Genomic DNA, 12,318 nt, shown 5'->3' with positions numbered 1-12,318 from the left:
ATTGTTTGGGTATGGAACACATCACGTTCCTGGTGGCCGTTGTGATCATCACGGCGCTCGCCTTCGACTTCACGAACGGCTTCCACGACACCGCCAACGCGATGGCCACGTCCATCGCGACCGGCGCGCTCAAGCCCAAGGTCGCCGTCGCCATCGCGGCGGTGCTCAACTTCGCCGGTGCCTTCCTCTCCGTGAAGGTCGCCACCACCATCTCGGGCGGCCTGGTCAACGAGAAGGCCGGACTGCAGCCCTCGATCATCTTCGCCGCCCTGGTCGGCGCGATCCTGTGGAACCTGCTGACCTGGCTCAAGGGCCTGCCCTCGTCCTCCTCGCACGCGCTGTACGGCGGCCTGATCGGCGCCACCGTCGTGGGCGTCGGCCTGCACGGCGTGAACTTCACCACCGTGGTCTCGAAGATCCTGATCCCGGCGGTGGCCTCCCCGCTCATCGCGGGCGTGGCCTCCTGGGGCGCCACCAAGCTGGCGTACCTGATCACCCGGGGCACCCCGAAGGAGGGCACCGAGAAGGGCTTCCGCCGGGGCCAGGTCTTCTCCTCCTCGCTGATCTCGCTCGCCCACGGCACCAACGACGCGCAGAAGACCATGGGCATCATCACGCTGACCCTGATCTCGGCCGGCGCGCTGGAGAAGGGCGACGGCCCGCCGACCTGGGTGATCATCAGCGCCGGTCTGGCCATCGCGCTCGGCACCTACATGGGCGGCTGGCGGATCATCCGCTCGATGGGCTCCGGCCTGGCGGACATCCGGCCGCCGCAGGGCTTCGCCTCGGAGACCGCCGCCGCGACGGTGATCCTGACCTCCTCGCACATGGGCTACGGCCTGTCCACCACCCAGGTCTGCTCCGGCGGCATCATGGGCGCGGGCCTGGGCGGCCCGTCCGGCAAGCTGCGCTGGGGCATGGTCCGCCGCATGGCCTCCACCTGGGGCCTGACCCTGCCGGCCGCCGCCGTGGTCTCCGGCGTGGCCGCGCTGGTCGCCGACCGCGGCGACTGGGGCGTGGCCCTGGTCGGCCTGGCCTTGGTGGCGGGCGCCGGCTCGATGTGGCTGATCTCGCGCCGCCAGCCGGTGCACGCGGGCAACGTCAACGAGAACGGCGCGGAGGCGGCCCCGGCCGCCGGGGCGCCCGCCGCCCCCGTCGCCCCGACCACCCTCGCGGCCTGAGAGGAACCCCGCACATGAACATCAAGTGGGCCGCACTGGCCGAGACCGCGGGCGTCAGCCTGCTGGTGACCCTCGGCGTGGTCGTCGTCTTCGCGCTCGGCAACCTCGCCCTGGCCCGCCGGGAGGCCGCCGTCGCGGCCGGCACCGGCAGCAGGGGCGTCCCCGCCCTGGTCGCCGCGGGCGTCTGCTTCGCGGCCTGCGCGGCCGTGGTGCTGTACGGCATCTCGCTGATCGCTTCCAAGTAAGCGGCGCGCACGACGAAGGGCCCCCGCCGCGCCGGCGGGGGCCCTTCTCGCATGTCGTCCTCCGGCCGGCTCCCCGCGCCGGCCGGTGCGCCTCAGTCGGCGACCAGCTCCGCGGCCGCGGCCTCGGCCGGGGCGGCCGGGCGCTCCTCGTTGCTGGTGCGCAGCGGCACCTCGCGGATGAACAGCACCAGCAGGAAGCCGACCGCCGCGAACGGCGCGGCGACCAGGAACACCGTGCCCACGCCGTGCCCGAACGCGTCGGTGACCAGCGGGACGATCTGCGCGGGCAGCTTCTTGAGGTCCGGGATGCCGTCGCCGCCCGCGCCGGAGGCGGGGATGCCGGCCTTGGCGAAGTTCTCCGCCGTGTAGCTGGCGACCTTGTGGCCGAGCAGCGCGCCGAGCGCGGAGACGCCCATCGCGCCGCCCATGGTGCGGAAGAAGGTGACGGTCGAGCTGGCCGCGCCGAGCTCGTGCCGCGGCACCGTGTTCTGCACCGCGAGCACCAGGTTCTGGCTGGTCAGGCCGAGGCCGACGCCGGCCACCAGCATGTAGAGGGCGAGCAGCGCGTACGAGGTGTCGTCCCGGGCGGTGCCCATCAGGCCGAGGCCGACGGCGAGCAGCACGGTGCCGGCCACCAGGAAGCCCTTCCACTTGCCGTACTTGGTGATCAGCTTGCCGGCCACCGTGGAGGAGACCGCCAGGCCGATGATCATCGGCAGGGTGAGCAGGCCGGCCTGGGTGGGGCTCTTCTCCTTGGCGAGCTGGAAGTACTGGCCGAGGAAGGTGGTGGTGCCGTACATGCCGACGCCGACGAAGGCGCTGGCCAGCGCGGCGAGGGTGACCGTGCGGTGGCGGAACAGGTCGAGCGGGATCAGCGGTTCGGCGGCGCGCTTCTCGACGGCGACGAACAGCCCGGCCAGGGCCAGGCCGCCGAGCACCATGACGGCGGTCTGCCAGGAGGCCCAGTCGTAGTTCTTGCCGGCCAGCGAGATCCAGATCATCAGCAGGCTGACCGAGGCGGTGATCAGCAGCGCGCCCAGGTAGTCGATCTTCGGCTTGCGGGCGGTGGCCTCGGGCAGCTTGAGGGTGCGCTGCAGCACCACGATCGCGAGCAGCGCGAACGGGACGCCGACGTAGAAGCACCAGCGCCAGCCGAGCCAGGAGGTGTCCACGATGACGCCGCCGATCAGCGGGCCGCCGATGGTGGCGAGCGCGAAGACGGCGCCGAAGTAGCCGCTGTACCGGCCGCGTTCGCGCGGCGGGACCATCGCGGCCAGGCAGATCTGGCCGAGCGCGATCACACCGCCGGCGCCGATGCCCTGCAGCACCCGGCAGAAGATCAGCATGCCGATGCTCTGCGACAGGCCGGCCAGCGCCGAGGCGAGCACGTAGATCACCATGGCGGCCTGGACCAGCAGCTTCTTGCTGACCAGGTCGGAGAGCTTGCCCCAGAGCGGGGTGGCGGCGGTGATCGACAGCAGCGCGGCGGTGACCACCCAGGTGTACGCGGACTCGCCGCCGTGCAGGTCGTTCAGGATCCGTGGCAGCGCGTTGGAGACCACCGTGGAGGAGAGCACGGCCACGAACAGGCCGAGCAGCAGGCCCGAGAGCGCTTCGAGTACTTGGCGGTGGGACATCCGGTCCTGTTCGGGTGCCGGGAGGGTCGACGACATGCGGTTCCTTCGACTAAAAATTCGTTGCCTTAGTCAACTATACGTGGATAGTTGACTAAGGCAACTTTCTTCAAGCCCAGGTAAAGGAACCCCCTCGGCCGGGGCGCTCAGGCGTTCTCGGTCAACTCGTTGAACCGCTCCAGCAGCCGGGCGAACTGCTCCAGCTCGGCCGACTCCCACCCGGCCAGCGAGGCCCGGAACCGCGCCATCCGCTCCGCCCGGGCCGCCGCGAACCGCCGCTCGCCCTCCTCGGTCAGCGACACCAGCGAGGCCCGCCGGTCCAGCGGATCGGTCTCCCGGCGCAGCAGCCCCAGCTCCTCGATCGCCCGGATCTGCCGGCTGACGGTGGCCTTGCCCACCCCGAAGTGCAGCCCGACGTCGGTCACCCGGGCCCGCCCGGACTCCCGGATGAACCCGAGCAGCACGTACGCCCCGGCCTCCAGCCCGGGGTGCACCAGCCGGGAGATCTCGGCCGCTCGCGCCCGGCTGCGCCGGAACAGCGTGGCCACCTCCCGCTCGACCGCGAGGAAGGCCGACTCGGCGGGGCCCGGCCCGCCCAGGGGGTCAGTCATGGCGCTCAGTATCGCGCAGCTCGCGCCTCCCCCGACGCGCAACTGTTTCATGCTATGAAGTATCTGTTTTTGACACTTTTGCCGTCTTGACACCTATCCGCGAGGGAGATGCTCCCATGGCCCACCCGGCAGAACCGGGCAAGGGGTTCCTCGGCGACTTCAGGGACGCGGTCAGCCCCCGCGCGTTCTTCCTGGTCGTCGGCGTCCTGCTGCTCCAACTCGGCTTCATCACCTCGTACGTGGGCGCCCTGCACCACCCGAAGCCGCACGAACTGTCGATCGCGGTGGTCGCTCCGCCCGAGGTCGCGCCGAAGCTGGTCAGCGCGCTGGAGTCCGTCCCGGACAGCGCGGTGCGCGCCTCCAGCCTCCCGGACGGGGACGTCGCCCGGGAGCGGATCAAGGACCAGAAGATCTACGCGGCCTGGGTGTTCGACCCGACCGGCACCGAGGACACCCTGCTGGTCGCCGACGCCCGCGGCCCGGCCGCCGCCACCGCCGCGGAGGGCATCGTCAGCAAGCTGGCCGCCTCCCAGCAGCGGACCGTCACGGTCGACGACACCATCCCGCTGGCCAGGGGCGACGCCGAGGGCCTGTCCGCCTTCTACCTGGTGATCGGCTGGTGCGTGGGCGGCTACCTGGTCGCCTCGATCCTCGGCATCAGCGCCGGCTCCCGACCCGCCAACACCGCCCGGGCGGTGCTCCGGCTCGGCACGCTGGCGCTGTACTCGGTCGCGGCCGGCCTGCTCGGCGCGGTGATCACCGGCCCGATCCTGGACGCGCTCCCCGGCTCGATCGCCGCGCTGACCGGCCTCGGCACGATGGTGGTCTTCTCGGTCGGCGCCTTCACCATGGCGCTGGAGTGCCTGTTCGACGTGGTCGGCATCGGCCTGGCCGTGCTGGTCTTCGTGGTGCTGGGCAACCCCAGCGCGGGCGGCGTCTTCCCGCCGCCGCTGCTGCCCGCGTTCTGGCGGGCGATCGGCGAGTGGATCCCGAACGGGGCCGGCACCTCGGCGGCCCGCTCGATCGCCTACCTGGGCTCCACCCACCTGACCGCGCCCTTCCTGGTGCTGGCGGTCTGGGCGGTGGTCGGCGTCGGGGTGACCTTCCTTGCGGTGGCCCGCGCCCCGCGCTACGGCCGGCCGCTGCCCGCCGGGGCGTGACCCCGGCGGGACCCGGAGCGGGGCGGACCTCAGACCCGCTCCGGGTCCCGCCCCTGCTCCCGGCCGCCCGGCTCCTGGTGGTCCTCCCGGACCCGCTCGGCCAACTCGGTGAACACGAAGCGGTTCATCGCCCAGAACCGGAACGCCATCGCCAGCAGCGTCCCGACGATCATCCCGCTGACGAAGTCGGCGACCTCCTGCGAGAAGTGGCTGACGTCCGGGGTGCGGAGGTCGAACACGTACCGGGAGGCCACCAGCGGGAGGTCGTTGACGCCCACCGCCAGGGCGCTGACCACGAAGAACCCGGCGGCCTCGCGCTTGCGGCCGGCCGCCCGGAAGGACCACTGCCGGTTCAGCACGTAGGAGATCACCGTGGTGACCACGGTCGCGATGGTCAGCGCCACCACGGGTTTGCTCTCCAGGACCGTCGTCTTCAGGGCGAAGTTGATCAGCATGGTGAGGACGAAGCAGGTCCCTCCGACCACGAGGAACTTCACCAGCGTGCGGTGCTTGACCAGGAACGGGCGGTAGCGCTCCGGGACGAGGGCCAGCACGCGCTGTGTGGGGGACGGCATGCCGGAAGTCTCCCATCGGCTCGGACCGACGACCACCAGGCGCCTCGGGAGCCCACCGCTCCCGAGGCGCCCGGCCGCCCCGCCGTCAGGCCGCCGCCACCAGCACCCCGGCCGGCTCCAGCGCGAGGCGCAGCACCTCGCGGACGTCCGACACCGGGTGCACCGTCAGGCGCTCCAGCACCTCGGCGGGGACGTCGTCCAGGTCCGCCTCGTTGCGCTTGGGGATGATCACCGTGGTGATCCCGGAGCGGTCCGCGGCCAGCAGCTTCTGCTTCACCCCGCCGATCGGCAGCACCCGGCCGGTCAGCGACACCTCGCCGGTCATCGCCACGTCGGTGCGCACCTTGCGGCCGGAGAGCAGCGAGGCCAGCGCCGTGGTCATGGTGATGCCCGCGCTCGGGCCGTCCTTCGGCACCGCGCCGGCCGGCACGTGCAGGTGGATGCCCCGCTCGCGTAGCCCGGTCACCGGCAGCTCCAGCTCGGCGCCGCGCGAGCGCAGGAAGGAGAGCGCGATGTGCGCCGACTCCTTCATCACGTCGCCCAGCTGGCCGGTCAGGGTCAGCCCGGTCGAGCCGGTCTCGGCGTCCGCCAGCGAGGCCTCGATGTAGAGGACGTCGCCGCCGGCCCCGGTGACCGCCAGGCCGGTCGCCACGCCGGGCACCGCGGTGCGCCGTTCGGCCGGTTCCTGGGCCGACTCCGGCACGTGGTGCGGCCGGCCGAGCAGCGCCCGCAGGTCGTCCGGGCCGATCGCGGCGGGCAGCTCGCGCTCGCCCAGCTCGGTCTGCGCGGCGACCTTGCGCAGGATCCGGGCGATCGACCGCTCCAGGTTCCGGACACCCGCCTCCCGGGTGTACTCGGCGGCCAGTCGGCGCAGCGCCGCCTCGTCCACCGTCAGCTCCTCGCCGCCCAGGCCCGCCTTGGCGAGCTGGCGCGGCAGCAGGTGGTCGCGGGCGATGGCGACCTTCTCGTCCTCGGTGTAGCCGTCGAGGCGGACCAGGTCCATCCGGTCCAGCAGCGGCTCGGGGATCGCCTCCAGCACGTTGGCGGTGGCCAGGAACACCACGTCCGAGAGGTCGAGCTCGACCTCCAGGTAGTGGTCCCGGAAGGTGTGGTTCTGCGCCGGGTCCAGCACCTCCAGCAGGGCCGCCGCCGGGTCGCCCCGGTAGTCCGAGCCGACCTTGTCGATCTCGTCCAGCAGCACCACCGGGTTCATCGTCCCGGCCTCCTTGATCGCCCGGACGATCCGGCCGGGGATCGAGCCCACGTACGTCCTGCGGTGGCCGCGGATCTCCGCCTCGTCCCGCACGCCGCCGAGCGCGACCCGGACGAACGACCGGCCCATCGCCTTCGCGACGCTCTCGCCCAGCGAGGTCTTGCCCACCCCGGGCGGGCCCACCAGCGCCAGCACGGCGCCGCCCCGGCGCCCGCCGATCTGCCCCAGGCCCTGGTCGGCCCGGCGCTTGCGGACCGCCAGGTACTCGACGATCCGGTCCTTCACGTCCGCCAGGCCGGTGTGGTCCGCGTCCAGCACGGCGCGGGCGGCGGCGATGTCGTACGCGTCCTCGGAGCGCTCGTTCCACGGCAGGTCGAGGACGGTGTCCAGCCAGGTGCGGATCCACGAGCCCTCGGGCGACTGGTCGCTGGCGCGCTCCAGCTTGTCGACCTCCTTGAGCGCCGCCTCGCGCACCTTCCCGGGCAGCGCGGCCGCCTCGACCCGGGCCCGGTAGTCCTCCTCCTCGGAGTCGGCCTCGCCGTTCAGCTCGGCCAGCTCCTTGCGGACCGCCTCCAGCTGGCGGCGCAGCAGGAACTCCTTCTGCTGCTTGGCCACGCCCTCCTCGACGTCCTTGCGGATCGAGTCGTTGACCTCCTCCTCCGCGAGGTGCTCGCGCAGCAGGCTCAGCGCGTACTCCAGCCGGGCCGGGCGGTCCGCCTCCAGCAGCACCTTCAGCTTCTGCTCGGCGGTCGCGAACGGCGCGTAGCCGATGTTGTCGGCGAGCTCGCCGACGTCCTCGATCGCGGCCACCCGGTCGACGATCTGCCAGGCCCCGCGACGGCGCAGCCACTGCGTGGACAGCGCCTTGTACTCCTTGACCAGCTCGGCCGCCCGCCCCGCCACCGGCAGCCCCTGGTCCGACTCCTTGAACGGCGTGGTCTCCACCCACAGCGCGGCCCCCGGCCCGGTCGTCCCGGCCCCGATCCGCACCCGCCGGACGGCCCGCACCAGCGCCGCCGGATCCCCGTCCGCCAACCGCCCCACCTGCTCGACCGTCGCCAGCGCCCCCACCGCCGCGTACGACCCGTCCAGCCGCGGCACCAGCAGCACCTGCGGCTTCCCCCCGGCACTCCCGGCCCGCGCCGCCTCCACGGCGGCCCGCACCTCGGGATTCGAAAGCTCCAGCGGAACCACCATGCCAGGGAGCACCACCTCGTCATCGAGCGGCAGCACAGGCAGAGTGAGCGGAACGGACGTCGATGCCATGATCTCTCCCCAGTCAGTGAAGTTGAGCTGACCTGACTAAGGTTTGACCACCCCCGATTGTTCCCACCCCCCTGTTCACCCTGAGTGAACGCCCCACCGCCCCCACCCCCGCACCGCGAAGCAGGCGCGGCCCTCACCCGGCGCCGCGCAGCAGGCGCACGACAGGAACCCCGCGCCCCGACAGGGGCGCGGGGAACTGCGCGCAGCGGAGGAACAGGCCGGAAAGATCGCGGCACGGACCCCAGCGCCCGCCCGCGCCGCGAAGCAGGCCCAGCCCCCAAGACCCCCACCGCGAAAGCCCCCCGCAGCGGAGAAGAGGAACAGGCCGGAAAGGCCGCAGCACAGACCCCGGCCCCTCGCCTGCGCCGCGCAGCAGGCGCAGCCCTCACCCCGCGCCGCGAAGCAGGCGCACGACAGGAACCCCGCGCCCCGACAGGGGCGCGGGGAACTGCGCGCAGCGGAGGAACAGACCGGAAAGATCGCGGCACGGATCCCAGCCCCCGCCCGCGGCGCGCAGCAGGCGCAGCCCCCCGAGACACCCGCACCGCGAGAAAGCCCCGCGCAGCGGAGGAGCGGGCCGGGAAGGTCGCGGCACGGACCCTGGCGCCCGCCCGCGGCGCGCGACCGGGGAGCCCCCGTCAGGAGGATCGCGGTACGGGCCGCATCCCCGCCCACCCCGCGAGGCGTCCGCCCCGGGAGCCCCGCGGCCCGCGGCCGCGGAGGAGCGGCCAGAGCGCGACGCCCACCGCCAGCGCCGCCGGGTGGCCGACGCCGGTGACCAGGTCCGGGTCGCTGGTGACCTGGTGGCCGAGGAGGGCCAGTCCGGCGCCGAGGGCGATCTTCCGGCCGGTGGGGGCGAGCAGTCCGGCGAGGGCGCCGAGCGAGGCGAGCACCCCGTAGGAGACGCCGATGTCCATCTCGTCGAGCAGTGCGGGTTCGGCGCCGCCGGCCGCCACCGTGGCGACCACGACCGCCTGCGAGAGCAGGGTCGCGGCGACGTGTCCGGCGCCGAAGACGGCGAGGGCACGAAGGCCGCCGATCCGTCGTTCCAAGGGTGCGACGGTGAGGGCGAAGGCCCAGAAGTAGGGCATCCAGACCGGCCCGGCGACCCAGAGGCCGCTGCCGACGAGGGAGAGCGCGGGGTGGACGAGCAGGTTGTGCGCGTCGGTGGAGGAGAGCGACTGGAGCCGGTGGACGGTCTCCGGGTCGCCGAAGCGGGCGTACAGCGTGGTGCCGAGCAGCAGCGCGAGGTAACCGAGTGCGAACGGGTTGGCCCGTGGGGTGGGCACGGCCCGGAGTCCGGGCCGGATGAGTCGTCGTCGCAGTTCCGCGCTGGTCATGCCGCCTCCCTGACGCCTTGTCGTGCCCACGATACGGGGGGCGGGTGAGAGGTGTCTGAGGAACTTCTGTGAAGACCTCTGCCCGCGCGCGTGCCGCTCGCACACGTACCGTTACAGCTCGCAAGTGCTGCGGGTAAGGTATCGGCCCGTGCCCGTCCGATCGGGGACCTGCCAAACCTGATCCGACCACGGGCGGGGCACACCCACGACGGAACAACAGACGGAAACAAGACGACTACGAGCGGAGCCCGCCGTCCCCCCGGACGGCCGGCCCGCGAGCCCTGGGGGCGGTGGCGTGACCGTGACAGAGATCCAGCAAGAGACGATCAGCAGTGGACCGGTGGGCACCCAGCGACGGGTGCTCGTCGTGGAGGACGAGCCGACCATCGCGGAGTCGATCGCGGCGCGACTGGGCGCCGAGGGCTTCAAGGTGGCGGTGGCCCACGACGGGCCGGGCGCGGTGGACGGGTTCCACACCTGGCAGCCCGACCTGGTGGTGCTCGACATCATGCTGCCGGGCTTCGACGGCCTGGAGGTGTGCCGCCGGATCCAGGCCCAGCGCCCGGTGCCGGTGCTGATGCTGACCGCGCGGGACGACGAGACCGACCTGCTGGTGGGTCTGGGCGTCGGCGCGGACGACTACATGACCAAGCCGTTCTCGATGCGCGAGCTGGCGGCCCGGGTGAACGTGCTGCTGCGCCGGGTCGAGCGGGCCCAGCAGGCGGCCCGCACGCCCGCGCTCGGCTCGCTGCGGTTCGGCGAGCTGGAGATCGACCACGTGCAGCGCCGGGTCCGGCTGGGCTCGGGCGACGTGCACCTGACGCCGACCGAGTTCGACCTGCTGGCCTGCCTGGCGGCGCAGCCGCGCGCGGTGCTGACCCGCGAGCAGCTGCTGGCCGAGGTGTGGGACTGGACCGACGCGTCCGGGACCCGCACGGTGGACAGCCACGTGAAGGCGCTGCGCCGGAAGATCGGCGCCAGCTGGATCCGCACGGTGCACGGCGTGGGGTACGCGCTGGAGGCACCGCTGTCCTGACCGGACGCCCCCCGTTCCGGGCCCTCTCCGGGGCCCGGCCCCTCGGCGTGGCCGCGCACAGCGCCGCCGCCGGGGCCCACCGAGGACGAGTCACCGTCGACGAGTCGCAGGGACACCATGACCTTTCCGCAGCAACGCAACGGGGAAGCCCAGCCGGCCTCCTCCCCCCGGCCCCGGCCGCCGCTCGCGGTGCGCGCCGCGCACCGGGTGTGGGCGGACATCCGCCCGTTCGACCCGGTGCGCTCGATCAAGGGCAAGCTGGCCCTGCTGGTGGTCGTCTCGGTGGTGCTGGCCACCGGCATGGTGGTGGTGGCGATCCGGTCGGAGACGCAGATCCGGATCATCATGATCTTCTCGCTGATCGCCTCGCTGCTGTTCATGCAGTTCCTGGCGCACGGCCTGACGGCACCGCTGCGCGACATGACGGCGGCGGCCCGGTCGATGGCGGAGGGCGACTACAGCGCCCGGGTGCACGTGTCCTCGCGGGACGAGATCGGCGAGCTGGCCGACACCTTCAACCGGATGGCGGGCGACCTGGAGGCCGCCGACCGGCACCGCCGCGAGCTGATCGCCAACGTCTCGCACGAGCTGCGGACGCCGATCGCGGCGCTCCGCGGCCTGCTGGAGAACGTGGTGGACGGCGTGGTGAAGCCGGACCCGAAGAACCTGGGCACCGCGCTGGAGCAGACCGAGCGGCTGGGCCGGCTGGTCACCCACCTGCTGGACCTGTCGAAGCTGGACGACGGCGTCGTTCCGCTGGACTCCCGCCCGTTCCTGGTCCGCCCGTTCCTGGACGGGGTGCTGCGCGGGGTGACGGTGGACGGCGCGACGGCCGGCGGCGCGTACGCCCGGCGCGGGGACGTCCGCCTGGAGGTGGAGGTGGAGCCGGCCGGGCTGTCCGCGGTGGCGGACGAGGAGCGGCTGCACCAGGTGGTCGCCAACCTGGTCGACAACGCCTGCAAGCACTCGCCGGCCGGCGGCACCGTGACGGTGCGGGCCCGGGCGGCGGAGGGCGGCGGGCTGCTGCTGGAGGTCGAGGACCAGGGTCCGGGCATCCCGGCGGCGGACCGCGAGCGGGTCTTCGAGCGGTTCGGCCGGAGCGGTTCGCCGACCGCGCTCGGACCGGGCAGCGACGGCGGCACCGGCCTGGGGCTGGCGATCGCGCGCTGGGCGGTGGATCTGCACGGCGGCCGGATCCGGGTGGCGGAGGAGGCGGCGGGCTGCCGGATCGAGGTCATCCTTCCGGGTGAGGCCCCGGTGCCCGCCTGAGACTGTGGCGCAATCGGTACGAATCGGGGCCGGGCTGCTCAGGGCCGGTCCCGGCCCGGAACCGCCAAGTGGTCTATACCACTACTTCGTCCGACTTTCTTCCGGTATGACCACGACCGACCGGGCCCGCCTTTCCCCGATTTCCGGCGTCCCTAACGCATGGATCCGGCCAAAAACCGGCCCGGCGATGTGATCTGGGCGACGCCTGACCATCGGGGACTGCGCGATCACTCGTCGGAGGCGTAGCCTTAATCCCCGCTGTCCACCATCCCAAAAGGAAGCGGAAGAGGGCGGTTGCCCCGTGTCGCCACACCAAGAAACCCCCAGCTCGGCAAGCTCCACTGGCTTCGGCCCCAATGAGTGGCTCGTCGACGAGATCTACCAGCAGTACCTCCAGGACCCGGCTTCGGTCGACCGCGCCTGGTGGGACTTTTTCGCCGACTACAAGCCCGGTACCGAGGTGACTCCAGTGACCCAGGCCGCGACTCAGGTCGGCGCCCAGCCGACCCCCGTTGCCGCTCCCGCTGCCGCTGCTCCGGCCGCGCCCGCCGCCCCCGCGCCCGTCGCGCCGGCGCCCGCGCAGCCAGTGGCCGCCCCCGCGCCGCTCCCGGCCGCCCCCGCCGCGCCGCCCGCGCCGAAGGCCGCCGCGCCCGCCGCGCCGGCGAAGGCCGCCGAGGGCCCCGAGGTGGTCCAGCTGCGTGGTCCGGCGAAGGCGGTGGCGTCGAACATGGACGCGTCGTTGGAGGTGCCGACGGCGACGTCGGTGCGTGCGGTGCCGGCGAAGTTGC

Annotated in this window: 11 protein-coding genes; 6 read left to right on the top strand and 5 right to left on the bottom strand. The window is 73.0% G+C overall.

Annotated features, from left to right (window positions below; genetic code table 11):
* Positions 1-11 precede the first annotated feature (11 nt).
* Together ACZ3J7_RS36750 and ACZ3J7_RS36745 are read left to right on the top strand one after the other, a co-directional pair.
* Complete coding sequence (locus tag ACZ3J7_RS36750; protein ID WP_465627606.1) at positions 12-1,181, top strand: inorganic phosphate transporter; 1,170 nt, start codon at positions 12-14, stop codon at positions 1,179-1,181.
* A 14-nt stretch (positions 1,182-1,195) separates the two neighbouring features.
* Positions 1,196-1,426 carry a hypothetical protein gene (locus tag ACZ3J7_RS36745; protein ID WP_465627605.1) on the top strand — a complete coding sequence of 77 codons (231 nt, stop codon included), beginning with the start codon at positions 1,196-1,198 and terminating at the stop codon, positions 1,424-1,426.
* 92 nt (positions 1,427-1,518) lie between these two features.
* Here ACZ3J7_RS36745 and ACZ3J7_RS36740 read toward each other — a convergent pair whose 3' ends face one another.
* Both ACZ3J7_RS36740 and ACZ3J7_RS36735 read right to left on the bottom strand, forming a co-directional pair.
* On the bottom strand, positions 1,519-3,099 hold the full coding sequence (locus ACZ3J7_RS36740; RefSeq protein ID WP_465627604.1) for an MDR family MFS transporter: 1,581 nt from the start codon (positions 3,097-3,099) through the stop codon (positions 1,519-1,521).
* A 107-nt stretch (positions 3,100-3,206) separates the two neighbouring features.
* Complete coding sequence (locus ACZ3J7_RS36735) at positions 3,207-3,671, bottom strand: MarR family winged helix-turn-helix transcriptional regulator (protein WP_465627603.1); 465 nt, start codon at positions 3,669-3,671, stop codon at positions 3,207-3,209.
* Between the two features lie 116 nt (positions 3,672-3,787).
* Here ACZ3J7_RS36735 and ACZ3J7_RS36730 point away from each other — a divergent pair, with 116 nt between their 5' ends.
* The gene (locus tag ACZ3J7_RS36730; protein WP_465627602.1) at positions 3,788-4,831 is read left to right on the top strand and encodes an ABC-2 transporter permease; all 1,044 of its coding nucleotides are present in this window, start codon (positions 3,788-3,790) and stop codon (positions 4,829-4,831) included.
* Between the two features lie 29 nt (positions 4,832-4,860).
* Here the strand turns inward: ACZ3J7_RS36730 and ACZ3J7_RS36725 are convergent, their stop codons facing one another.
* The 3 genes from ACZ3J7_RS36725 to ACZ3J7_RS36715 all read right to left on the bottom strand — a co-directional run bounded on the left by ACZ3J7_RS36725 (position 4,861) and on the right by ACZ3J7_RS36715 (position 9,225).
* Complete coding sequence (locus ACZ3J7_RS36725) at positions 4,861-5,406, bottom strand: GtrA family protein (RefSeq protein WP_465627601.1); 546 nt, start codon at positions 5,404-5,406, stop codon at positions 4,861-4,863.
* A gap of 85 nt (positions 5,407-5,491) precedes the next feature.
* A complete protein-coding gene (lon, locus tag ACZ3J7_RS36720; protein ID WP_465627600.1) occupies positions 5,492-7,885 on the bottom strand; it encodes an endopeptidase La in 2,394 nt (797 codons plus the stop codon).
* Positions 7,886-8,523: 638 nt separating this feature from the next.
* Positions 8,524-9,225, bottom strand: a complete 702-nt coding sequence (locus ACZ3J7_RS36715) for a rhomboid-like protein (RefSeq protein WP_465627599.1) — start codon at positions 9,223-9,225, stop codon at positions 8,524-8,526.
* Positions 9,226-9,526: 301 nt separating this feature from the next.
* Between ACZ3J7_RS36715 and ACZ3J7_RS36710 the strand changes: the two genes are divergently transcribed.
* The 3 genes from ACZ3J7_RS36710 to ACZ3J7_RS36700 form a co-directional block, all read left to right on the top strand.
* The gene (locus ACZ3J7_RS36710) at positions 9,527-10,261 is read left to right on the top strand and encodes a response regulator transcription factor (protein ID WP_014138042.1); all 735 of its coding nucleotides are present in this window, start codon (positions 9,527-9,529) and stop codon (positions 10,259-10,261) included.
* 117 nt (positions 10,262-10,378) lie between these two features.
* On the top strand, positions 10,379-11,530 hold the full coding sequence (locus ACZ3J7_RS36705) for a HAMP domain-containing sensor histidine kinase (protein ID WP_465627598.1): 1,152 nt from the start codon (positions 10,379-10,381) through the stop codon (positions 11,528-11,530).
* Between the two features lie 301 nt (positions 11,531-11,831).
* Positions 11,832-12,318 (top strand): 2-oxoglutarate dehydrogenase E1 subunit family protein (locus ACZ3J7_RS36700; RefSeq protein WP_465627597.1); only part of this gene is annotated, 487 nt, incomplete at its 3' end.

Source organism: Kitasatospora sp. NPDC015121, from assembly GCF_055562955.1.
The sequence above is the reverse complement of the archived record's forward strand: the minus strand, read 5'-3'. Positions and strand labels throughout refer to the sequence as shown.

Coding starts and splice junctions, on each gene's coding strand:
- ACZ3J7_RS36750 (WP_465627606.1), top strand. CDS start 12: ATGGAACACATCACGTTCCTGGTGGCCGTTGTGATCATCACGGCGCTC.
- ACZ3J7_RS36745 (WP_465627605.1), top strand. CDS start 1,196: ATGAACATCAAGTGGGCCGCACTGGCCGAGACCGCGGGCGTCAGCCTG.
- ACZ3J7_RS36740 (WP_465627604.1), bottom strand. CDS start 3,099: ATGTCGTCGACCCTCCCGGCACCCGAACAGGACCGGATGTCCCACCGC.
- ACZ3J7_RS36735 (WP_465627603.1), bottom strand. CDS start 3,671: ATGACTGACCCCCTGGGCGGGCCGGGCCCCGCCGAGTCGGCCTTCCTC.
- ACZ3J7_RS36730 (WP_465627602.1), top strand. CDS start 3,788: ATGGCCCACCCGGCAGAACCGGGCAAGGGGTTCCTCGGCGACTTCAGG.
- ACZ3J7_RS36725 (WP_465627601.1), bottom strand. CDS start 5,406: ATGCCGTCCCCCACACAGCGCGTGCTGGCCCTCGTCCCGGAGCGCTAC.
- lon (WP_465627600.1), bottom strand. CDS start 7,885: ATGGCATCGACGTCCGTTCCGCTCACTCTGCCTGTGCTGCCGCTCGAT.
- ACZ3J7_RS36715 (WP_465627599.1), bottom strand. CDS start 9,225: ATGACCAGCGCGGAACTGCGACGACGACTCATCCGGCCCGGACTCCGG.
- ACZ3J7_RS36705 (WP_465627598.1), top strand. CDS start 10,379: ATGACCTTTCCGCAGCAACGCAACGGGGAAGCCCAGCCGGCCTCCTCC.